General features: G+C 43.4%; 16 protein-coding genes and 1 pseudogene. 8 read left to right on the top strand and 9 right to left on the bottom strand.

Going from position 1 to position 23,242, the window contains the following annotated elements:
- The first annotated feature begins 398 nt into the window (after positions 1-398).
- Complete coding sequence (locus IQ276_RS25665; protein WP_235115968.1) at positions 399-6,770, top strand: HAMP domain-containing protein; 6,372 nt, start codon at positions 399-401, stop codon at positions 6,768-6,770.
- Here IQ276_RS25665 and IQ276_RS25660 read toward each other — a convergent pair.
- Both IQ276_RS25660 and IQ276_RS25655 read right to left on the bottom strand, forming a co-directional pair.
- Positions 6,712-7,110 carry an ABC transporter substrate-binding protein gene (locus IQ276_RS25660; protein ID WP_193925269.1) on the bottom strand — a complete coding sequence of 133 codons (399 nt, stop codon included), beginning with the start codon at positions 7,108-7,110 and terminating at the stop codon, positions 6,712-6,714. The two genes, IQ276_RS25665 and IQ276_RS25660, sit on opposite strands and share 59 nt — an antisense overlap.
- 21 nt (positions 7,111-7,131) lie before the next feature.
- A complete protein-coding gene (locus IQ276_RS25655) occupies positions 7,132-7,614 on the bottom strand; it encodes a tetratricopeptide repeat protein (protein ID WP_190876032.1) in 483 nt (160 codons plus the stop codon).
- 287 nt (positions 7,615-7,901) lie between these two features.
- On the opposite strand from IQ276_RS25655, the pseudogene IQ276_RS25650 reads away from it, so the two are divergent.
- The 3 genes and pseudogenes from IQ276_RS25650 to IQ276_RS25640 form a co-directional block, all read left to right on the top strand.
- Positions 7,902-8,069 (top strand): annotated as a pseudogene (locus IQ276_RS25650) (GTP cyclohydrolase II); the annotation flags it as partial.
- A 119-nt stretch (positions 8,070-8,188) separates the two neighbouring features.
- Entirely contained in the window at positions 8,189-8,428 is a 240-nt protein-coding gene (locus IQ276_RS25645; protein WP_193921988.1) for a hypothetical protein, read from the top strand.
- Positions 8,429-8,584: 156 nt separating this feature from the next.
- Positions 8,585-9,377, top strand: a protein-coding gene (locus tag IQ276_RS25640; RefSeq protein WP_228043416.1) for an IS5 family transposase whose coding sequence is annotated in 2 segments (ribosomal slippage) — positions 8,585-8,878 and positions 8,880-9,377 — 792 coding nt in all. Because the reading frame shifts where the segments join, the coding sequence is not laid out codon by codon here.
- Between the two features lie 205 nt (positions 9,378-9,582).
- Here the strand turns inward: IQ276_RS25640 and IQ276_RS25635 are convergent.
- Positions 9,583-10,911: a tRNA nucleotidyltransferase/poly(A) polymerase-related protein gene (locus IQ276_RS25635; protein ID WP_193921986.1), complete on the bottom strand. Its 1,329-nt coding sequence runs from the start codon at positions 10,909-10,911 to the stop codon at positions 9,583-9,585.
- 435 nt (positions 10,912-11,346) lie between these two features.
- On the opposite strand from IQ276_RS25635, the gene IQ276_RS25630 reads away from it, so the two are divergent.
- From IQ276_RS25630 to IQ276_RS25620, 3 genes are all read left to right on the top strand, one after another.
- Complete coding sequence (locus IQ276_RS25630; protein ID WP_073642809.1) at positions 11,347-11,595, top strand: Ycf34 family protein; 249 nt, start codon at positions 11,347-11,349, stop codon at positions 11,593-11,595.
- Positions 11,596-11,858: 263 nt separating this feature from the next.
- Positions 11,859-15,431 carry a pyruvate:ferredoxin (flavodoxin) oxidoreductase gene (nifJ, locus tag IQ276_RS25625; protein ID WP_235115967.1) on the top strand — a complete coding sequence of 1,191 codons (3,573 nt, stop codon included), beginning with the start codon at positions 11,859-11,861 and terminating at the stop codon, positions 15,429-15,431.
- A gap of 124 nt (positions 15,432-15,555) precedes the next feature.
- Positions 15,556-16,587, top strand: coding sequence for a dihydroorotate dehydrogenase-like protein (locus tag IQ276_RS25620; RefSeq protein WP_193923719.1), 1,032 nt, complete (start codon positions 15,556-15,558; stop codon positions 16,585-16,587).
- Positions 16,588-16,714: 127 nt separating this feature from the next.
- Here the strand turns inward: IQ276_RS25620 and IQ276_RS25615 are convergent, their stop codons facing one another.
- From IQ276_RS25615 to IQ276_RS25595, 5 genes are all read right to left on the bottom strand, one after another.
- Entirely contained in the window at positions 16,715-17,023 is a 309-nt protein-coding gene (locus IQ276_RS25615) for a hypothetical protein (protein WP_190876038.1), read from the bottom strand.
- Between the two features lie 449 nt (positions 17,024-17,472).
- Complete coding sequence (locus IQ276_RS25610) at positions 17,473-17,748, bottom strand: hypothetical protein (protein WP_193923715.1); 276 nt, start codon at positions 17,746-17,748, stop codon at positions 17,473-17,475.
- 117 nt (positions 17,749-17,865) lie between these two features.
- Positions 17,866-19,173 (bottom strand): NF041680 family putative transposase, encoded by a 1,308-nt coding sequence (locus IQ276_RS25605; protein ID WP_235115471.1) that lies wholly within the window; start codon positions 19,171-19,173, stop codon positions 17,866-17,868.
- A 184-nt stretch (positions 19,174-19,357) separates the two neighbouring features.
- Entirely contained in the window at positions 19,358-19,618 is a 261-nt protein-coding gene (locus tag IQ276_RS25600) for a hypothetical protein (protein WP_193920756.1), read from the bottom strand.
- Between the two features lie 527 nt (positions 19,619-20,145).
- On the bottom strand, positions 20,146-20,802 hold the full coding sequence (locus tag IQ276_RS25595) for a hypothetical protein (RefSeq protein WP_193920758.1): 657 nt from the start codon (positions 20,800-20,802) through the stop codon (positions 20,146-20,148).
- Between the two features lie 289 nt (positions 20,803-21,091).
- Between IQ276_RS25595 and IQ276_RS25590 the strand changes: the two genes are divergently transcribed.
- On the top strand, positions 21,092-21,676 hold the full coding sequence (locus IQ276_RS25590; protein WP_193920760.1) for an LURP-one-related family protein: 585 nt from the start codon (positions 21,092-21,094) through the stop codon (positions 21,674-21,676).
- 126 nt (positions 21,677-21,802) lie between these two features.
- Here IQ276_RS25590 and IQ276_RS25585 read toward each other — a convergent pair whose 3' ends face one another.
- Complete coding sequence (locus IQ276_RS25585; protein WP_193920762.1) at positions 21,803-22,744, bottom strand: N-acetylmuramoyl-L-alanine amidase; 942 nt, start codon at positions 22,742-22,744, stop codon at positions 21,803-21,805.
- Between the last annotated feature and the right edge of the window lie 498 nt (positions 22,745-23,242).

The raw sequence follows: 23,242 nt of genomic DNA, 5'->3' as shown, positions 1-23,242 counted from the left end.
ACTTTTGACTTTAGCAAACCTCAGTTATCAGTTAGGAGTTCTTGATTTGCTGCTTTCCTCAAATTCCAAAAATCAAAAAACGTAATGTTAATTGTCATCGTGTGTTCTTGTGTGCGATGGTGTACTCACCCAGGTAGGCATCGCCAATAATTGATGCTGCATAACAGAGGCCAACTAGCTATCATTAGCTAAGTGGTATGCCAGATACATCTACAGCAATACCATTTAGTTAGCAGTCTTTGATCGGCTGCTGACACCCGCACCCATAAAAATTAGTTTGATCCACTTTCTATTCCCTACTCTCTATTTTGATAACCATTACCTAAAAGCACTTTAACTAGGTACGGGGTGCAAAAAATACAAAAAATTCTTCAAGGATTAAGATTAAGGATAAGGCTATGGCAACCGAACAGTTGACTAGAGACAATGACAATCTAGATTTAAACCAGCTACTGAGAACGCTGACGGCTGTCAAGCACGGTGACTTCTCGGCTCGGATGCCCTTAGACCATACTGGTGTAGCTGGTAAAATAGCTGATACGCTCAATGATATAATCGATCAAAATCAGCGGATGGCGACGGAGTTACAGCGGATTGGTAATGTCGTCGGCAAAGAAGGCAAGATAGCCGATCGCGCCTCTTTAGGAGATGTTCGCGGTTCGTGGTCAGATTGTGTAACTTCTGTCAATACTTTAATTACAGATTTAGTCCAACCCACAGCAGAAACAACTCGTGTAATTCGGGCTGTGGCTAATGGCGACTTATCCCAAACCATTGCTACAGAAATTGAGGGCAGACCTCTGCAAGGTGAGTTTCTCCAAACTGCCAATATTGTCAACACGATGGTAGACCGGCTCGGTTCCTTTGCTTCGGAAGTGACGCGGGTTGCTCGTGAGGTGGGTACTGAAGGTAAACTCGGTGTTCAAGCCCAAGTGCGTGGTGTGGCTGGCACTTGGAAGGATTTGACTGACAATGTGAACTTGATGGCGGGAAATTTGACTGGGCAAGTTCGTAACATTGCCGAAGTTGCCACAGCGATCGCCAATGGTGACCTCTCCAAAAAAATCACCGTTGATGTCAAGGGCGAAATTCTGGAACTGAAAAACACCGTTAACACAATGGTGGATCAGCTGAATTCATTTGCATCAGAAGTGACAAGAGTTGCTCGTGAGGTGGGAACGGAAGGTAAGTTGGGCGTCCAAGCCGAAGTTAAAGGAGTGGCTGGTACTTGGAAGGATCTCACAGATAACGTTAATTTAATGGCGGGTAATTTAACTGCCCAAGTCCGCAACATTGCCGAAGTCACCACGGCGGTAGCTAACGGCGATTTGTCGAAGAAAATTACTGTGGATGTGAAAGGCGAAATTTTGGAGTTGAAAAACACCGTTAACATCATGGTGGATCAACTCAATTCCTTTGCCTCGGAAGTTACAAGAGTCGCCCGCGAGGTCGGTGCAGAAGGAAAACTCGGCGGTCAAGCAGAAGTCCGGGGGGTAGCGGGTACCTGGAAGGATCTGACGGATAGCGTCAATTTTATGGCGGGAAGCTTGACGGCGCAGGTGCGGAATATTGCCGAAGTGACTACGGCGGTGGCTAATGGCGATTTATCCAAGAAAATCACCGTTGATGTGAAGGGCGAAATTCTGGAACTGAAAAACACCATCAACACAATGGTGGATCAACTCAATTCCTTTGCATCGGAAGTCACGCGGGTTGCCAGGGAAGTGGGAACCGAAGGCAAACTCGGCGTGCAAGCAGAAGTCAGGGGAGTGGCGGGAACTTGGAAAGACTTAACGGATAACGTTAACTTAATGGCGGGGAACTTGACCGGACAGGTGCGAAACATTGCCGAAGTTGCCACAGCGATCGCCAGCGGTGACCTCTCGAAGAAAATCACCGTTGATGTCAGAGGTGAAATTTTGGAGTTGAAGAACACTATCAATATCATGGTGGATCAACTCAGTTCCTTTGCCAGTGAAGTGACGCGGGTTGCTAGGGAAGTGGGAAGTGAAGGCAAACTCGGCGTCCAAGCAGATGTTAAAGGTGTGGCTGGCACGTGGAAAGATTTAACTGACAGCGTAAACTTCATGGCGGGAAGTTTAACGGCACAGGTGCGAAACATTGCAGATGTGACTACGGCTGTGGCAAATGGTGACCTTTCCAAAAAAATCACCGTTGATGTCAAAGGCGAAATTTTGGAGTTGAAAAACACTATTAACACAATGGTGGATCAACTGAGTTCCTTTGCATCGGAAGTTACAAGGGTTGCCAGAGAAGTGGGAACCGAAGGTAAATTGGGCGTGCAAGCAGAAGTCAGGGGAGTGGCTGGCACTTGGAAAGACTTGACCGACAATGTAAACTTAATGGCGGGGAACCTCACCGACCAAGTACGAAACATTGCGGAAGTTGCAACTGCGATCGCCAACGGTGACCTTTCTAAGAAAATTACCGTTGCTGTCAAAGGTGAAATTCTGGAGTTGAAAAACACCATCAATATAATGGTGGATCAACTCAACTCTTTTGCAAGTGAGGTTACAAGGGTTGCACGGGAAGTAGGCAGTGAAGGTAAACTCGGCGTACAAGCAGACGTGCGCGGCGTGGCTGGCACCTGGAAAGATTTAACCGACAGCGTGAATTTCATGGCGGGAAGTTTAACGGCACAGGTGCGAAACATCGCCGCCGTCACAACGGCAGTGGCAAATGGTGACCTCTCGAAGAAAATTTCCGTTGATGTCAAAGGTGAAATTTTGGAGTTGAAAAACACCGTTAACACAATGGTGGATCAACTGAATTCTTTTGCATCGGAAGTAACAAGAGTTGCCCGTGAGGTGGGAACCGAAGGAAAACTCGGCGTCCAAGCAGAAGTTAAAGGCGTAGCCGGGACTTGGAAGGATTTAACCGACAGTGTAAACTTCATGGCGGGAAGCTTGACGGCGCAGGTGCGGAACATCGCCGAAGTGACTACGGCTGTGGCTAACGGCGACCTTTCTAAGAAAATTACCGTCGATGTTAAAGGCGAAATTCTGGAATTGAAAAATACCATCAACACAATGGTGGATCAACTGAATTCCTTTGCATCGGAAGTAACGCGGGTAGCACGGGAAGTGGGAACCGAAGGAAAACTCGGCGTGCAAGCTTACGTCAGAGGAGTTGCCGGCACCTGGAAAGATTTAACCGACAACGTAAACTCAATGGCGGGGAACCTCACCGGACAAGTCCGCAACATCGCGGAAGTTACCAAAGCGGTGGCAAATGGCGACCTCTCGAAGAAAATTACCGTCGATGCCAAAGGCGAAATTTTGGATTTGAAGAATACCACTAATACAATGGTGGATCAACTCAGTTCCTTTGCCAGTGAAGTAACGCGGGTGGCGCGGGAAGTGGGCACCGAAGGCAAGTTGGGGGGACAAGCCCAAGTCCAAGGTGTTGCAGGTACCTGGAAAGATTTAACGGACAACGTAAACTCGATGGCGGGGAACTTAACGGCACAGGTGCGGGGTATTGCCAGAGTTGTGACGGCAGTTGCAAATGGCGACTTGAAACGCAAACTAATGTTAGATGCCAAAGGTGAAATTGAAACCTTGGCAGAAACAATCAACGAAATGATAGATACCCTAGCCACCTTTGCCAATCAGGTAACCACAGTGGCGCGGGAAGTGGGAATTGAAGGCAAGTTAGGCGGACAAGCCAGAGTACCTGGGGCGGCGGGAACTTGGAAAGATTTGACCGATAACGTGAATGAACTGGCTGCTACATTGACAACACAGTTGCGAGCGATCGCGGAAGTTGCTACAGCTGTAACTAAAGGTGATTTAACTCGTTCCATTGCCGTGGAAGCACTAGGGGAAGTTGCCATCCTCAAAGACAACATCAACCAGATGATTGCCAACCTGCGGGAAACAACCCAGAAAAACACCGAACAAGACTGGTTGAAAACTAACCTCGCTAAATTTACCCGAATGCTCCAAGGTCAGCGAGACTTGGAAACCGTATCCAAATTAATTCTCTCAGAACTCGCACCCTTGGTAGGAGCGCAACACGGTGTATTCTATTTAATGGACTCCGGGGACAATAGCACGTATTTGAAACTAATTAGTAGCTACGCCTATCGGGAACGCAAACATCTAGCCAATCGCTTTTTCATGGGTGAAGGTTTGGTGGGACAATGCGCCTTAGAAAAAGAGCGAATTCTGCTCACAGAAGTGCCCACTGACTACATCAAAATTGGCTCCGGCTTAGGAGAAGCCACACCTTTGAATGCCGTAGTCTTACCCGTACTCTTTGAAGGACAAGTCACAGCAGTCATTGAATTAGCATCCTTCCGCCGCTTTAGCGAAATTCACTTGACATTCTTCGACCAACTTACAGAAAGTATAGCGATCGTTTTGAACACGATCGCTGCATCCATGCGAACTGAAGAATTACTCAAGCAATCGCAATCTTTAGCTGAAGAACTCCAAACCCAGCAAAATGAACTCCGAGAAACCAACAAACGCCTAGAACAGCAAGCCCAATCACTCAAAGCCTCGGAAGATTTACTCAAAGGACAGCAAGAAGAACTGCAACAAACCAACGCTGAATTAGAAGAAAAAGCAGAATTGTTGGCTCAGCAAAAGAGAGAAGTCGAGCGTAAAAATCGGGAAATCGAACAAGCAAGAACGTCTTTGGAAGAAAAAGCCGAACAACTCGCCCTCTCTTCAAAATACAAATCAGAGTTTCTTGCCAACATGTCCCACGAATTGCGGACACCCCTGAATAGCTTGTTAATTTTGGCGAAGTTGTTAACAGATAATATTGATGGCAACCTCAGCAACAAACAAATCGAATACAGCCAGACAATTTACTCAGCAGGTACAGATTTATTGGCGTTGATTAATGACATTCTCGACCTTGCCAAAATTGAATCTGGAACCATGTCAATTGAAATGACCCAAATGCCCTTGGTAGATTTGGGCGAACAGATTGAGCGCACCTTCCGACAAATAGCCAACAGCAAACGACTTGCTTTCACAATTGAATTGATTCCCGAATTGCCACTTACTATTTACACAGATGTCAAACGCTTACAACAGGTATTGAAAAATCTCCTCTCCAACGCTTTTAAATTTACAGAACAAGGAGAAGTGCGGTTACAAATTACAGCGGCGAGACAAGGATGGAGTCCCGACCACGAAAGTTTAAATCGCGCTCAGTTGGTCATCGCCTTCTCAGTCAGCGACACAGGCATTGGCATTGCCCCAGAGAAGCAAAAAGTAATTTTCGAGGCATTTCAGCAAGCCGATGGTTCTACCAGTCGGAAATACGGCGGTACAGGATTAGGCTTATCAATTAGCCGCGAAATCGCCCGTCTCTTTGGCGGCGAAATCAAATTAGTTAGTCAACCCGGTGAAGGTAGTACGTTTACATTTTATTTACCACAGGGGGGAGGACGCGGGGAAATAGCACACGGGGACGCAGGGACGCGGGGACGCGCAGAAATGGAGAGAATATTTGAGCAATTCTCCGCCTCACCGCGTCTCCCACTCCCCACTCCCCACTCCCCACTCCCCACTCCCCACTCCTCCCTAAATGACGATCGCACTATCATCGAAACAGGCGATCGCGTATTATTAATTGTCGAAGATGACATTAACTTTGCCCGTATCCTCCTAGATATGGCGCAACAGCATGGATTCAAGGTAATAACTGCCCAAACTGGCACCACAGGCTTGATGCTAGCCCAGCAATTTTTACCTTCAGCCGTTTTGCTAGACATTAGATTGCCAGAAATGGATGGATGGACAGTATTAGACCGTCTCAAACACGACCCCAATACTCGTCATATTCCCGTACACATCATGACCGTTGAGGAAGGCAGACAGCGCGGTTTGCAACTAGGAGCGATCGCATATCTGCAAAAACCATTAACCAGTGAGATAATATCGGCAGCCCTGGGCAAAATCAAAGGTTTTGTCGAACGCCAAGTCAAAAATTTACTGGTAGTGGAAGACGACGACACCCAACGTCATAGCATTGTCGAGTTAATTGGTAACAGCGATGTTGCTACCACCGCCGTAGACACCGGTGCAGCAGCCCTCGAAGCCATCCGCAGCCAGCATTTTGATTGTCTCGTCCTCGATTTAGGGCTACCAGACATGACTGGGTTTGAACTCATCGAGCAAATCAAGCTTTTACCCAACGGCAAATCTCTGCCAATTATTGTCTACACAGGTAGAGAAATTAGCAAAGCTCAAGAAACGGAACTCAGACGGATTGCAGAGACCATTATTATAAAAGATGTGCGATCGCCAGAACGTCTCCTGGATGAAACAGCATTGTTTCTGCACCGAGTCCAAGCGAATTTGCCAGAACCCAAGCGACAAATCCTCGAACAACTCCATTCCAGAGACCACTTGCTCGTCGGCAAAAAAGCGCTAATTGTAGACGACGATATGCGGAATATCTTCGCCCTCACAAGTATGCTGGAACGTTATCAAATCCAGGTATTATATGCTGAAAACGGCAGAGAAGGAATTACTTTGTTAGAAAATACACCCGATATTGATGTCGTTTTAATGGACGTAATGATGCCAGAAATGGACGGTTACGAAACAACGCGCCAAATCCGCCAAAACAATCGCTTTCAATCCTTGCCGATTATTGCACTCACCGCCAAAGCCATGCAAGGCGATCGTGAAAAGTGCATTGAAGCAGGTGCATCAGATTACATTACTAAACCCGTGGATACTGAACAATTACTTTCACTCTTGCGTGTTTGGTTATATCGGTAAAAATAGCAGAAGCAGAGACATAAATTGGTTTGCCTTTGAGGTCGCCAAGGGTTTTAATTGCTCTGTTGGGATGAGCAATGAGACACCAAGGATTTTTGTGAAAAATTGCTGCGACTGTGATTTTAGCAATACCTTGTGCGACGGCGTTCACGGCATCAATACCGTAACCCATGAAGAAATCTACCGCATCCCCCATCAACAATTGAGTACCACTGCCTGCCAACCTGGGGACTGTACAAGCTGTAATCAAGCTGCTAGCAATACAGATAGAACCGTATTGAATAAAATTGCGGCGAGTTAGGCGATGAATTGTTGTTGATGAGGGTGATGACGGATTCATAAAACAGTATGATGCTTTCTCCTATCTACCGTCGTAACTCAATCTAAATGTACATTCTAGAATCAACTTTTGATTCACCAGTGAATAGGGTTGAATTTCGAGAGCGCGTTTAAAAGCTCGGATAGCTTCACTATACTTTCCTAGTGCTGCATAACACAAACCCATGCCATGCAGGGCACCAAAATGTATTGGATTTATCTGCACAACCATCTGACAATCTGCCAGAGATTTTTGATAATCACCAATACTGTAATAGAGGAAAGCCCGGCGATTCCAAGCTTCGGCGAAATCTGGCTGTTCTCTGAGAAGTTCTGTCAGTGCTGTTTCGGCTTCAGGAATTTCACCGGCATCAAGTAACTTTTGACTCCGGTCAATTCTTTCCAGCCCATAAATTCCCTTTTGCTGAAACCAGATTCGCCAGATTTTTCTGGTTGCCTGTTCGCGGACTGTAGCATCGGGATTTTTCAACTCTTCAAGTAAGGAATTGATAGATAAAGAATCCATGAATTTGAGATCAGTGAATATACCTTTCTTTTTACTTTCTCACAAAAATTATCTTCTCAAACATTTTTAAAGTCATCTTTAAATTTACGCAGTTCAATTGCTATTTATGAAATTTCTGTGTTATTTTTTGTATTCGACAATATGACTAATGCCAAACTCGACATTGAGAGTCATAAGTGCTTGTTGGAAAGGATCTCACACTTTTAAAAATAAAAACTGGCTATAGGTAGTTGACAAATCCCTAGTGACTAACAGTTCATAAAAACATTACAAAAAAATTCATTACCATGCCAAAGCAAAACGACGTTTCCAGGCATATTGTTCTCACTTCCCATCCTAGTAGCTTTGGTCTTCAACCAATTCCCATTCAATGGGGGGCAACCGAACCCATGCAACGAGGACCGATTATTGCTACGCTGACCAAGCAAGGACATCGCAATGTGATTGGCACTCATATCATGTCCGGCTAATTAGTTATGATTCCCGAATCTATGCACAAACCCAAAAAGCCTTCCCCTCTGCTCCCCTGCCCCTCTGCCCCTCTGCTGCCTTAATGATAAGTCTTTAACCGGACATGATATTATTTTGGGGTTCAAGAACTTTAAATCAGTATGGAGACTTACTAGCGATTGGTGAAAAATCTACAAATTTCGATAGTGGAAAGTTAGGGATTAAAGTTCTACAAATTCCTGATGGTCAAACTGTTTGTACGAGTATTACCTCGCTTGATTTCAATGGTAATGGACAACTTTTAGTGAGTAGTTATCGAGATGGCACGATCGCAGTATGGCAGCAAAAGAAAGGTTTAGCCTGATGAGTGGAGCAGTGCGATCGCATTTCCGGTATGTGGTTTGTTGATGGACTACTCACCAACAAGTCTAAGAGGATGTTTGAAAAGTCGGCAATTGAGTAAAAAAACTCTCAGGGCGTAAGCTGTTAATAAGTAAACACAACAGCACCACTGAGAGCAATGAGTAAATCATACTCTACCAACCTTACCCAAGACCAATGGGAACTTATTGAACCTTTGATTCCAGCACCATTACCTGGCGGTCGTCCAAGAGAAACGAATATTTGGGAGGTGATGAATGCCATTTTTTATGTTCTGTATGAGGGATGTCGGTGGCGAGCATTACCTGGCGACTTTCCAAACTGGCAAACCGTTTACACATACTTTCGTAACTGGCGCAAGGATGGAACGTGGGTAAGAATGCATGACAGATTACGGGAGTGGAATAGGGTTGCTTCGGAGCGATCGCTAAGCCCCTAGTCACGCTATTGTGGACAGCCAAAGTATTAAAAGTGCAGCAATGGTGAGTGAAGCAGTTGGTTATGATGCGGGTAAAAAGGTTAAGGGACGCAAACGGTTCGTAACAGTAGATACTTTAGGCTTAGTACTACGGGTATTAATTACTGCGGCTAGTGTGGGTGAGCGTGAAGGTGGTAAACAAGTACTCAAAAAGGTCAAACAAATGGAACCTTCTGTATGGCGTCTACATACAATATGGGTAGATGCTGGTTTTGACGGTAACCCATTCATGCAGTGGGTAATGGATTTCTGCCGTTGGATTATACAGGTAGTTATACGACCAAAGGAAGGCAAGAAGTTTGTATTGTTACCCAAGCGCTGGGTAGTCGAGAGAACCTTGGGTTGGCTAACTTGGTGTCGGAGATTGAACAAAGACTACGAGCTATTACCTGAAACCGCAGAGACATTTATATACATTGCTATGATTCGGATTATGGTGCGGCGATTGGCATAAAATCTTACCGTCAAGAACTTTTCAAACATCCTCTAAGTGCTGACTCCAAAATTTGTGTACTAGACCTCTTGCACGAATCACGAAAACAGAGCAAGTTCATAATTACTGGTTTAGATGCCCTTACGGGATTGCTGATTGCGGTGGATAGTGTTCTCAAGGGAAACAGTTAAGAGTTATTCTCTCCCATCTCCCCAGCCCCCAATCCCTAGTTCATCATTTTTGCCTCAATTAACTCCCGTGCAAATGCGATCGCGTCTGTTGGTGTTGATATTTTCCCCTCAGCTTGTGCTATGGCAATTTCTGTCAGCAATTTGCCTACAATTGGCGAAGCGGGAATATCTAGTGCTATAATCAGGTCTTTCCCGCTTACTAGTGGAGTGGGATGAGCGACCAGATCATCGGGGTTGAGGTAGCGGTTGATTAAAGGTGCAAAGACAAGGCAACGCGCTGCATGGGTTCCCTGTGTTGTAGCAACTGCTGTGTTTAGCTGATTGTCGCCAGACATCGCCTCTACCAAATTATCAAATGCTACGGCTAGCACTACCGTGGCAGGAAACACAATATCCGCGTCTTGGAACAAAAAATATTGTTCTCGCAAGGACATATTTGCTACTTTCAGATGGGGTGATAATTTTAGAGCAGTGGTTACACCGCGAACTTCAGCACGACTATAGGTAAGTTCCTGTAATTCTATTTCTGCTAATTCTGGATTTGGGTTGACTAGACTTGCAAGTTTAGCAATGGCTAACCAAGTAGTTTTGATACTATCCCGGACATATGCTTGTAGTTGCACTCCTAGTTGTTGCCAATTTTGGGCGAGTAAAACTGCTGCATTGTCAACAGCTGCTAGTTTATTTAAGCTTTCACGGGTGGCGTTTTTGAAGAAAGGGGTAAGTAAACCATCTTCCCAAGCAGTTGTTATCCAGGGAGTACCTTGAGCATTTGCCAATAGATAACCAATTTCTACCCGAAATCTTTCTGCTGCAACTGTGCTGATATGTGATGCTAAAGAACGAATTGTGGTTTGGGTCGCTGACTCAATAGTAAAATTCAATTGGGCTGCTTGGCGATAAGCTCGCATTAATCGCAAAGGGTCATCTTTGAGATTTGCGGGTGATACCATTCGCAAAATGCCCTGTTGTAAATCTGCATATCCTTGTAGAGGATCGATGATTTCTTGCGTGTGGGGATTATAGGCGATCGCATTTATTGTAAAGTCCCGTCTGTGCAAGTCAACTTCTAAGCTGTCTCCTTCTTGTTGGGCAAAGTCAGCTGTGGCGTGGGGAAAAACCACACGAGCAATTTGTCGTTCTGCATCGAGTAACACAAACCCAGCATTGTAATGATGGGCGATCGCTTTGGCCACCTTTACCGCGTTAGATGGGATAACAAAATCTAGATCCAAGTATTCGCGGGTTCTGCCAAGGATGGCATCCCGTACAGCGCCACCCACCATGTAAGCAGGTTGTGGCAATAACGCCAAGCTAAAAGGCCAATTTTCGGGAGCTAGGGTAGAAGCAATAAAAGAATGCATTTTGATACTCCCACTCGTTTAAGGGGTAGGATTCTTGGTTCATCCAGTCCACTTATCATGATTAGTTTCCTAATCATACTAGAGGTGGATCTGTCCACAAGCTTTTTGCTTCATCTCAGAAGCCAGATCCGGTATGCCCTACCGTACTGTTTCCACCAAAAGCTTTGGTTTTCTGACTTGGTGCTTAAAGATTTTACCCGTGCAAGCATTCCTGCACAGAACCCCCTATCTACAGTTTTCAAGGTGCGATGCCTTTGGCTTGGGGTTTTTTAAGTGGTTGAATACCGTGTCCACTACAGTCAAAATACCACATCAAGCGGTATTTTAATATGTCTAACGCGGAAAACTTTGTAATAAAAATCAACCCAGCAACTAATGAATAACAGTCCGGCTTAAGCTAGATTAACAATAAAGGCCCCTGGAGTTGGTTCTATTATGTGTATTTGCGTGAACTGCCACTATGTAGACAGCTGTCTCACCTATCATGCCGTAGAAGGGCAGCACCAACAACCCCACTTGACGGAAACCCCAGATTTTGAACCGAATGAACCTTCTATCAACGTCAACATCCGTACAAAAGACGATGTGATTGAAATGGAGTGGGATGTTGTTGGGTGTTTGAGCTTTAAGCGAGAAATGGGTAAATGGTCGAAATTGCGTCCTGGTGAATTAGTACCGACTTGAATTTTGGATTTTGCGAAAAGTTCCATTCAGATGGGGTACAACATGATATCGCCAGGTGTAGGGGCACGGCAGTGCCGTGCCCCTACAGGTTTACTTATTACGCTACAGCGCAGCGTTAGTAACGCAGGAGCGTCACTTTTCAAGATAGATTTAGAATTTTAGATTGACTTCTTCACAAGTTTCTCAACTTCTTCTTTTAATGTCAAAAGTAGATCTAGCTTAGTCATTGCTAGCGCCCAGAGACTTTCACAGGTGCTTTGAAGATGAACAAGAGAAGCTTTGCAACCATAGACGGCAATGAAGCTGTTGCTCAAGTCGTCTATCGACTCAATGAAGTAATTGCCATTTACCCAATTACTCCTTCTTCACCAATGGCTGAGTGGGCAGATGCTTGGGCTAGTGAAGGAAAACCTAATATTTGGGGTACTGTTCCCTCGGTGGTAGAGATGCAGAGTGAAGGCGGTGTGGCTGGTGCTGTACATGGTGCTTTGCAAACTGGTTCACTGACAACCACATTTACAGCATCCCAGGGATTATTGTTGATGATCCCCAATATGTACAAAATTGCTGGAGAATTAACACCTACAGTATTTCATATTGCGGCGCGATCGCTAGCCGCACAAGCCCTCTCCATTTTCGGTGACCACAGTGATGTTATGGCAGCCCGTGGTACTGGTTTTGCCATGCTGTGTGCCGCATCGGTGCAAGAAGCACAAGATTTTGCTTTAATCGCCACACGAGCAACCTTAGAATCACGAATACCCTTTCTGCACTTTTTTGATGGCTTTCGTACTTCCCATGAAATTAACAAACTAGAAACTTTAACACCAGATGACTTACGAGAATTCATTCCCGATGAATTAGTATTCGCCCATCGTTCACGCGCCCTCACCCCGGACAAACCAGTTTTGCGCGGTACAACCCAAAACCCTGATGTCTACTTCCAAGCCAGAGAAACTGTCAATCCTTACTATCTTGCTTGTGCAGACATCACCCAGAAAGTCATGGATGAATTTGGCGCGATGACTGGGCGACAATACCAACTATTTGAATACCACGGTCACCGAGCAGCTGAACGAGTTATTGTGCTGATGGGTTCCGGTTGTGAGGCTGTACATGAAATAGTAGATTACCTCAACGCCAGTGGTGAGCAAGTGGGCGTTTTAAAAGTACGGCTATATCGCCCATTTGACGCCAAACGGTTTGTCGCCGCCTTACCAGAAACTACCCGTGCGATCGCAGTTTTAGACCGCACCAAAGAACCAGGCGCATCTGGCGAACCATTGTATTTAGATGTAGTAACTGCTATTCATGAAGCGTGGGAGCAGAGGAGCAGAGGAGAAGAATTGTCCCCTCTGCCCAAAATTGTGGGTGGTCGTTATGGTTTATCTTCTAAAGAATTCACGCCAGCGATGATTCAAGCTGTCTTTGATAACCTGGCTGCGGCTGAACCAAAAAATCATTTTACTATCGGTATTAACGATGATGTCACCCACACCAGCTTGAATTATGACCCCGAATTTAGCATTGAAGCAGACAATATAATCAGAGCTATTTTTTATGGTTTGGGTGCAGATGGGACAGTAGGCGCTAATAAAAACTCAATCAAAATTATTGGCGAAGAAACAAACAATTACGCTCAAGGATATTTTGTTTACGACTCCAAAAAATCAGGGTCAGTCACAGTTTCTCATCTCCGTTTTGGCTCACAATTAATTCACTCGACCTATTTAATCACTAAAGCTAACTTTATCGCCTGTCACCAATGGGAATTTCTCGAAAAATTTCCTATTCTTAAAGACATTGTACCAGGCGGAACATTCTTAGTTAATTCTCCTTATGAAAAGGATGAGATTTGGGATCGTCTGCCACCATCAGTACAAGAGCAAATTATTCAAAAACATCTGAAATTTTATGTAATTAATGCCTATAAAGTAGCCCGTCAAGCAGGCATGGCTGGTAGAATTAATACAGTAATGCAGGTTTGTTTCTTCGCCTTATCGGGTGTATTGCCACGAGAAGAAGCGATCGCTAAAATTAAAAACTCCATCTCTAAGGCTTACGGCAAGAAAGGCGACGAAATTGTACAAATGAACCTGAAAGCCGTAGATACCACATTAGAAAACCTGTACCCAGTCCCCAGTCCCCAGTCCCCAGTCCCCAGTCTCCAATCCCCACTCCCTACTCCCCAATCCCCACTCCCCATCCTAAGTAAAATGATTGCCCGTCAAGGTGATGAACTACCAGTTAGCGCTTTACCAGCAGACGGTACTTATCCCACTGGTACGGCAAAATGGGAAAAGCGTAACATTGCCCAGGAAATACCTGTTTGGGATACAGATGTCTGCATTCAGTGTGGCAAGTGTGTAATGGTGTGCCCTCACAGTGTCATCCGTAGTAAGGTTTACGAACCGCAGCAGTTAGAAAATGCACCACCGACATTTAAAAGTGCTAATGCTAAAGACCACGATTGGCAAGGTTTGAAATACACTATCCAAGTCGCAGCAGAAGATTGTACAGGCTGCGGTATTTGCGTAGATGTTTGTCCGGCGAAGAATAAATCAGAACTACGGCGCAAAGCCATTAATATGGCACCGCAAAGACCATTACGCGAACAAGAACGGGAAAATTGGGATTTCTTTTTAAGTATTCCCAATCCAGATAGAAGCCATCTAAAGCTGACTCATATCAACCAACAGCAAATGCAAGAACCGTTGTTTGAATTTTCTGGGGCTTGCGCTGGTTGTGGTGAGACACCTTATATTAAATTAGCAACGCAGTTATTTGGCGATCGCATGATTGTTGCCAACGCCACAGGTTGTTCTTCTATCTATGGCGGGAATTTACCCACCACCCCCTGGACGCACAATAGCGAAGGACGCGGCCCAGCTTGGTCAAATTCGTTATTTGAAGATAACGCCGAATTTGGACTTGGTTTTCGCATTTCCATTGATAAACAAGCAGAATTCGCCGCTGAATTACTCAAACAACTGACAACAAATGTGGGTCAGGAACTGGTAAATAGTATTCTCAATGCCGAACAAAAAGACGAAGCTGATATTTGGGAACAGCGAGAAAACATAGCGCTGTTAAAACAGAAGTTAGATAAAATTTTGACTACGGAAATAGACTCAAATCTAAAATCTAAAATCCAAAATCTAAAATCGATTGCTGATTATTTAGTAAAAAAGAGTGTTTGGATTATTGGTGGTGATGGCTGGGGTTATGATATCGGCTTTGGAGGACTAGATCACGTCTTAGCCAGTGGACACAACGTTAATATTTTGATTCTTGATACTGAAGTTTATTCCAACACAGGTGGACAAATGTCTAAAGCCACACCCAAAGCAGCTGTAACTAAATTTGCGGCTGGAGGTAAAGCTGCACCTAAAAAAGACTTGGGTTTAATGGCCATGACTTACGGCAATGTTTATATTGCCAGCGTCGCAATGGGCGCACGAGATGAACACACTCTTAAGGCATTCTTGGAAGCCGAAGCTTATCAAGGACCATCATTAATTATTGCCTACAGTCATTGCATTGCCCACGGAATTAATATGAGTACGGCAATGCAAAATCAAAAAGCTGCCGTCGATTCAGGTCAATGGTTACTATATCGATTTAATCCAGACCGGATTCAGCAAGGAGAAAACCCACTACAACTTGATTCACGCACACCAAAGTTACCCCTAGAGCAATATATGTATCTAGAAAACCGCTTTAAAATGTTGACTAAGAGTAACGAACAAGTGGCACAGCATTTACTTCAAGAAGCTCAAGCAGATGTAAAAATCCGTTGGCAGATGTATCAATATTTGGCAGCCAGAAATTATTAAACATCTAGTAATTTAAATTTGAAAAATAATTGCAACAGATAAACTACCCAAAGAATTTTAGGAAACACTAGGTAAACACAATCCAAAATCCAAAATCCAAAATCCAAAATAGTACGAGGTTGTTATGGATCTTACTACAACTTATATGGGGCTGAAACTGCGATCGCCTCTTGTTCCCTCTGCATCCCCTCTGTCTGAGGATATTGATAATATCCAGCGCATGGAAGATGCTGGTGCAGCAGCGGTAGTCATGCATTCACTATTTGAGGAACAGTTGCGCCGAGAAAGTTATGAACTTCACCATCACCTGACTCAAGGAACTGAAAGTTTTTTTGAAGCCTTAACTTATTTTCCTGATTCAGTAAGCTTTCGGGTAGGGCCAGAAACTTATTTAGAGCATATTTATAAAGCCAAGCAAAAAGTTAGCATTCCAATTATTGCCAGTCTCAATGGCTCATCTGTTGGTGGATGGACAAACTATGCCAAACAAATTCAGCAAGCAAAAGCAGACGCATTGGAATTAAATATTTACTATGTGCCTACCGATATCGAGCTAACAAGTAATGAAATTGAACAGACTTATATTGATATTCTTCGTGCAGTCAAAGCAGTGGTAACTATCCCCGTAGCAGTCAAACTTAGCCCATATTTCACCAATATGGCAAATATGGCAAAACGTTTGGATAAAGCCGGGGCTGATGCTTTAGTTTTGTTTAACCGTTTTTATCAACCGGATATTAATCTCAATCTTCTGGAAGTTGAACCCAATGTGCTATTGAGTACACCACAATCGATGCGCTTACCTCTGCGATGGATTGCAATTCTCTATGGGCAAATTCATGCCGATTTGGCCGCAACGAGCGGTATTCATAGAGGCGATGATGCATTAAAAATGCTCATGGCTGGTGCTAAAATTACCATGCTTTGCTCGGTATTGCTGCGACATGGAATCAATCAAATTCGAGTTATTGAGCAGGAAATACGCGAATGGATGCAAAAACACGAATATGAATCAGTACGACAAATGCAAGGGAGTATGAGTCAAAAACATTGTCCAAATCCCAGCGCTTTTGAACGTGCCCAATATATGCGCTCTCTTGCAACCTATAAACCTGAATGGAAAGCCACTCACGACACATCGTATTACTTTGGCTAAAAGTTTTATAGCGGTTTTTGCACAGGTAATACCAATTTGAAATAATAATCCGATAGATGTATGGGTAGGGGCGTACAGATGTACGCCTCTACAGCCGATTGATTTGTTGCAAAAATCTTTGCAACAACTAACTATTTTCTTTTCTAAATAATTCCACTAAACCAACCGTACCTACAAAAAAAGTATAAATACCATATTGAAATGGCAGTTTACTTTTTGAACCAGCATAAATAGCTGCTATTATTCCTTCAAATAGATGAGCTATGAGTGCAAACCTGGCTATGCCGAAAATTGGAGTCAGATTATTAGGAATTTGATTAGTATTTAATAGCCCAAAAATGTTTCCTAATTCTAATCCTATTGCACTAGTGATTAAAACTATAGATGCAATTTTTATAAACCCAGCTATCTTTTGTCCGATCTCACTTAGACTCATGCTCAAATCAGGTAATTTTTGGTTGACTCGACTTTGATTGTAACTGAAGATAAGGGAGCAATAGTAAGCAGTTCTCATTTTAATGCAATACATGGTGGGGTAGTACAGCTATCTGTGCTACCCTACTTCAGGCAATTGAAAACTGAAATATAAAAAATGTGTGCCATTATACAATAAAATAGAAATAAGTGTTATAGGCTTGTAATGCCCTTTACTTTTTATACTTTTGGCGAAACTTCACCGCCAAAAAACACCAGAGCGATAGGAAATTATCTGTGACCAAGTGCAATTGATACTCATCAAACGCAAAACTTGTCAAGTTGAACAAATTCCTGTCAGCAGCATAGGTGACTTCCTACGCCCTGGTTATTTACTAATTTTGATGATTTTAGGTTAATTCGATCGCCCCATCACCCAGTTCAATTGCTGTATAATTAGAAACTTCGGCGTTAACGACGATGTAGTAGCCAATACCATCCAGAACCTTCACGGGTTAGCCAAGAGTCATCCGATTCAGTATGATTGTTATTTAAGTACGGATCGTAGACTGGGACATCAGAAAAATCTGAGTCGTCTGGAACGTGAATCTTGAGAGGGCGACAACTTCCTTCTACTTCAATAGTGACAGTGTAATTGCGATCGCCAATAGTAGGTTGCAGAAGCCGATCTCTAATAATTTGGCGCTTCCTATGTACTTGATGTCTATCGGTGGAAAGACAACGCACCTTTACAAATGAGTTTTCATTGGGATTATCTAACTGGAGTTTAGACTAAGCAACAAGAAACGACCCAGCAACGCTGAGTTGAAAAGAAACAGGCTTCAGAGATGAAAATCTAGGGTACTAAGCAGATTCTGGATGCTTTTTGCGAGGCTTAGTTGTAGTTTTTTTGACTATCGGATAGCGAATTCTACGTTGTCGTGGTTTTCCTGGTTTCCAGCCTGGAGACTTTCCGCGAGGTTTAGGCGAACGGGCAGGAGTACCAATCACCGCAAAAATACTCCCCATCGCTTGAGCAACTCTCCCAGGAGTCAAATTGTCTAATGATTTTTGCCAAGGTAAAGGGTTATCAGCAACGATATCACGAGCCAACCACAATTCCCAAGTCATCAGAGGCATGAGGTCACTCCAATGCTCAGATTGCTTGGGACTACTCAACTTAGGCAATGTCCAGTGCAAGCGTTGCTTCAAAAAACGATACCAGTGGTCAACAGTAAAACGTCGGAGGTAGAGTTGCCAAACTTGAGATAGTGGAAGCATTTCCTCTCCTACCCAAGCCAACCACAAAGGTTTTGATATACGTAGGTTGCCTTCTGCATCTAGACGCTCAACTCGAATCAGCGACATTGGGCGTGTCGCCGTTTGACGAAAGTGTAAATTTTTCCACAAGCTCACCTTCACCCGTCCCAGTTTAGGATGGTTGACTTCTATACTCTCATTGGCTTCACTCCATGTAGAAGGATCATTGAGTTTAAATTTATCACCATGTTTCCTGGGTCGCCCTTTACCAGAATATGGTGGTGGTGCGCCCCATAAACAAAGATTTGAACGCAAACGTACCAGAATGTCCGCTTTGATATTAGTCGTCTTCAACACAAAAGGGGCGCAGCCATACTCACTATCCCAAACTGTAATTGGTCTAGTTGGTAAATGTTCACACACTTGCTGTAATTGCCACGTTGCCTTTTGTATCGGATTTTCCCAACTGGTAATTCGCTCATGCCTCAACGGTAACGCCCAACTGCCAGAATCCTCTGGTATCCAAGCAATGGTACTATATCCCTGACCAACGGTAATTGGTTTGTTTCCGGTTATGGTAACACTGGTGTGTTCAATTGTCCTCTCAATAAGAGTTACCGCATCCGGGCGCGACCAGGCAGTGTGGTCGCCTGCCAACAACGGACGACCCTGTTGTGGCATCTGTTTGATGTATAACTGCATCAATTTTTGTCGCTGTGGTCTGCTATCTTGTAACGCTTCATAAATACTTGGCCACTTTCTTCTAAATACTGGCGATAGCGATAAATCTGCCAAACTGTAGGCATTCCGCGTCAGTAATATTGCATCCATCAGTTCAAAAGTTGCATCATGCGCTCTACCTAAATAGCTGTACGCTGCTTGACGAAATTCTTTTAGTAAGGCACTTTTCATATTGGCAGATGAGAATTAGTGGTTCAAATCTCATCTTCCACTGAAGGGCGTCTGTGTTAACCACAGACTGCCCTTCCCAAAATTTTATACCAACAACACATCTTTTATCGAGTTAACGATCGCTCTTCTTGATAGTCTCAACTCCAGAAGTTAAAATGTATACCAAAAAAACACGCACACTTTTTTAGCGATCGCCTGCTTTTAGTCTAAACTCCAGATCTAAGAGATAGGGAAGAATTTGAGAATCACGAATTGTGGGAGAAGAGTTGACAGATGGTGTAGTTTGTGCAATTGCTAAAGATGGTATGGACAAAAACATGGCTGTAGTTAGGGCAATAATTCTCCCTCTTGTGCCAATTTGAAAAATGATTGCAACAGATGGATCGCCAAAAATTTTATTCACTAACTTTTCCACAATCCAAAATCGTATTAGCCTGTTTTTCATAGTTTTTCTTAAGGCTAAATCAAGCAATTGTCCGCTGTCCTTTTTAAATTACGAATGACAACGGACAATGGATAAACCTTTTGAAGAAGAATACAGAATACAGAATTCAGAATTCAGCAATAGACCTCTTGCATAAATATTTTTTTGTATCACGCAGAGGCGCAGAGACGCAGAGAAGAGAACGCAAAGTAAGGACTTTTGGGCGTTGCTGAATCAAGGGATGAAATTGTACGCATTGAAATCTTAAATTCCTTATTCTCTCTGTGTCTCTGCGCCTCTGCGTGTTAGCGAAGCGGGGCGTAGCCCGATAAATCATCCCGCAATTATGCAACGCCGACTTTTGCAAGAGGTCTAATCTTTACGCTTCGCTATCCGCCAGTCGCACAAAAAACATTGCTGAATTCTGACGACTGACTCCTGAATTCTGTTTGATAAATTAATACAGTTCAGAATGAGCAACAAAACCTTCATGTAGAGACGCGATTGATCGCGTCTTCTTCTGAATTCTGCTATAAATCTGTAACAGCTTATTTATCTTCCAGTAATTGATTAACTTGTTGTCCCCGACGGCCAGTTTTGATTTCATAGCGGCGAGTGAGGTTATCTTCATAGTTCATGTCTCTAGCAGCGGCGGAGTTAACAAAAGCATCACAATTCCTGCCTTGCACTACTGTTGAGGAACTACTGCTATTTTCCTCTGTACGATTATTGTTTTGATCGCGGGCATCACTGTTATTTTTACTACCTTGGCTAGCACCATTACCGCTGACACCAATACCTAAGAAGCTAAAACCACCGCCACCGCCGTTATTATGGCTGCTAGAAGAACTGATACGAGTGCTGTTAGAATTTGCTAAGGCAAGTTTGCCAGAACTGCTGCGAGTGTTGCTACCTAAGCCAACATCACTGCACAAAGCGCGGGGATCTTTGGCTAGGGTTCTCGGATCAACCCAAGATTGATGGTCGCCTAATCCTTGAACTTCAGTATTACCAACTCCATTGTTGGGTGAACCAGGGGTAGGAATGCGAGGAATTACATTCCCCACAGATGCACCAGGGCTAACAGTAACAGGTTTGAAAATACTACTAGACTGAACATCAAAAGGGCCTGCAAAAGCTGGTAGTGTACTGGTTAGAAGTGCAGTCGCTGTTAACAAAGAACTAGTTAAGTGGCGGAATTTCATGGTCATACTCCTAAAGTTTGAGTGTTAGTGTGTTTTGGGTTTGAACCCCTTCACTTACCTAATAGGTTGACCTTTATTTGTTTATGCACCCTTGTCCCAAATTTTTTAACTGCTGCTAGCAGTCACCAAGATTAATAGACCTCTTGCAAAAGTCCTTCTTTGCGTTCTCTTCTCTGCGCCTCTGCGCCTCCGCGTGATACAAATTCATATTTATGCAAGAGGTCTAATGTTACTTTTCCCCTAAAATTGGGATTAATAGGGTGACAATTTTCTTGTTTTTCCCAAAACTATGCAGTATCCTCTAGAACTCACCTTTAAACTCTGGGCATTCGCACCACAAATGTCAGTTGTTGATGCTCAAGGGAATTTGGCTTTTTATGTCAAACAGAAACTCTTCAAGCTCAAGGAAGCAATTACAATCTTTGCTGATGCTGAGCAAACTCGTCCTATATATTACATCAAAGCAGATCGCATTATTGACTTCTCGGCAAGCTATAACTTTACCGATAGCAACGGTACTTACATTGGTTCAGTAAAACGACGCGGATTAAAATCTCTTTGGCGTGCGCGTTATGACATCTTTGATGGCGACACGACTACTTTGAATATCCAAGAGAAAAATCCGTGGGTGAAAATTGCTGATGCCCTGTTCGCAGAAATCCCAATTGTGGGTATATTCACTGGTTATGTTTTTAATCCAGTCTACTTGGTCAGCCGAGCTGATGGCACGATTGTGATGCGTTTGGAGAAAATCCCCACTTTCCTCTCCAGAAAATTTATCATCAAAGCTGTGGATCAACTCAGCGATCGCGAAGAGCAGGAAATTTTGTTAAGTTTGATGATGATGCTACTGCTAGAACGAAACCGTGGCTAAAAGCTGAAGTATGAAGTATGAAGTATGAACTGCAAAACATCAAGTCTTATTTGTTTTTCATCTCTATTGATAGCCTTCTGTCTGCTGTCTTCATCCTTCATACTTTACACTTCAAACAGCTTTAGTCTAACCAATTAATTTCTGCCAGCTAGCAGGCCCAACAATCCCGTCGTCTTCTAAGCCATTTTGCCTTTGAAAGTTCTTGATTGCAGTCTCGGTTTGCGGGCCGTAAACGCCATCAACTTCAACACCTATACGATATTGCAAGTATCTGACAACTGCACCCCCAGCATGGTTTGGCCGGATAATTCGTTTTGCCAAAATTACATTTATGGCATTCCATGTAGTTGCATCAGCAATTCCAGTCGTCTGCACCCCGATAATAGTCTGAAATTTTTCTGTGGCAGATTTTGTATTAGCCCCGTTTATACCATCTTCCACTAACGTCTTACCATTTTTATCAGTTATTTTTAGTCGATTTAGGGCTTGTTGCAGTCTCTTAATAGTGGTATCTATATTGTCTTCTTCGTCTGGTATTGGGTTAACTGGGCTGCTTGGCAGTTTACCAGTTAAGCCTTTAACGATCGCATTTGCCATTGTCTCGGCATTGAAAAGATTCATATCTTTTGCCGAATCAATGAAGCAACATTCTACAAGAATCGCAGGCATATCTGTATTCTTCAGGACAAACAAGTGGGAACCACTCTTAACACCGCGATTAAAAAATCCTAATTTGACGATTTCATCTAATACAGGTTTTGCAATTTTTCTCCCATTCTCGCTAGTTGCAAATACTTCTGTGCCATTAGCTTGCCGGTTAAAGGCATTAAAATGAATCGAGACAAAAACATCTACTCTACTTGCATTAGCTGTAGCACATCGTTTTGAAAGTGATTCACGTACTGTACTCGCACTACTTGGTTTACATACTACGACTTCATGTCCTAAAGCTCTTAACTTGGTTATAACTCTATTACCGACATCTAAAGTTAAATTATCCTCAACTTTGATTCCTCTAGCTCCGGTGTCTGGTGGACAATTGTGACCGCTATCAATTCCATATTTCATGATTTCATCCTCAACTTACTTCTTTTTACACTAGTTCAAAACTCTTAAAATTATAGAGACAAATTTTTTTAAAAGTAATTTTTGGCAATGGTCGTATTATTTGAACCGTTAGTACACTGGCAGACAAATAAATTTTTCTGCAAGGCATAACAACAGATTTTTGTGGTACGATCTCCTGATTCCAAGGTAAATTGTCACAAAAAAACACAACCATTATAATTTATCAAAATTGGGAATAACCCAGTAATTATTGCAATAAATTGAAATGCAGCAATTACCCCCATTATTCAGATAATAACGCTTGGTAAAAGTAGAAAGCCATGAAAAATGTACCTAATTTAATGCCCCAGTTAAAAGCATCACCTAATGTGAACGTGGGCTGATAAAGTCGTAAATACTTTACAGACTCTACCCTTGCCTTTGTATTAACCCTGAGCAGCTTAACATATAATGCTCTACAGCATTAATAAATACGTGACAAATTTTATACGCTTGCGA

Origin of the sequence: Desmonostoc muscorum LEGE 12446, from assembly GCF_015207005.2 — a bacterium.
GTDB classification, from domain to species: Bacteria; Cyanobacteriota; Cyanobacteriia; order Cyanobacteriales; family Nostocaceae; genus Nostoc; species Nostoc muscorum.
This window is presented reverse-complemented; position numbering and strand designations above follow the sequence as displayed.

Bases quoted from the DNA above. Each gene is read 5' to 3' on its own strand.
- IQ276_RS25665 (WP_235115968.1), top strand. From the start codon at position 399: ATGGCAACCGAACAGTTGACTAGAGACAATGACAATCTAGATTTAAAC.
- IQ276_RS25660 (WP_193925269.1), bottom strand. From the start codon at position 7,110: ATGAATCCGTCATCACCCTCATCAACAACAATTCATCGCCTAACTCGC.
- IQ276_RS25655 (WP_190876032.1), bottom strand. From the start codon at position 7,614: ATGGATTCTTTATCTATCAATTCCTTACTTGAAGAGTTGAAAAATCCC.
- IQ276_RS25645 (WP_193921988.1), top strand. From the start codon at position 8,189: ATGATATTATTTTGGGGTTCAAGAACTTTAAATCAGTATGGAGACTTA.
- IQ276_RS25635 (WP_193921986.1), bottom strand. From the start codon at position 10,911: ATGCATTCTTTTATTGCTTCTACCCTAGCTCCCGAAAATTGGCCTTTT.
- IQ276_RS25630 (WP_073642809.1), top strand. From the start codon at position 11,347: ATGTGTATTTGCGTGAACTGCCACTATGTAGACAGCTGTCTCACCTAT.
- nifJ (WP_235115967.1), top strand. From the start codon at position 11,859: ATGAACAAGAGAAGCTTTGCAACCATAGACGGCAATGAAGCTGTTGCT.
- IQ276_RS25620 (WP_193923719.1), top strand. From the start codon at position 15,556: ATGGATCTTACTACAACTTATATGGGGCTGAAACTGCGATCGCCTCTT.
- IQ276_RS25615 (WP_190876038.1), bottom strand. From the start codon at position 17,023: ATGAGTCTAAGTGAGATCGGACAAAAGATAGCTGGGTTTATAAAAATT.
- IQ276_RS25605 (WP_235115471.1), bottom strand. From the start codon at position 19,173: ATGAAAAGTGCCTTACTAAAAGAATTTCGTCAAGCAGCGTACAGCTAT.
- IQ276_RS25600 (WP_193920756.1), bottom strand. From the start codon at position 19,618: ATGAAAAACAGGCTAATACGATTTTGGATTGTGGAAAAGTTAGTGAAT.
- IQ276_RS25595 (WP_193920758.1), bottom strand. From the start codon at position 20,802: ATGAAATTCCGCCACTTAACTAGTTCTTTGTTAACAGCGACTGCACTT.
- IQ276_RS25590 (WP_193920760.1), top strand. From the start codon at position 21,092: ATGCAGTATCCTCTAGAACTCACCTTTAAACTCTGGGCATTCGCACCA.
- IQ276_RS25585 (WP_193920762.1), bottom strand. From the start codon at position 22,744: ATGAAATATGGAATTGATAGCGGTCACAATTGTCCACCAGACACCGGA.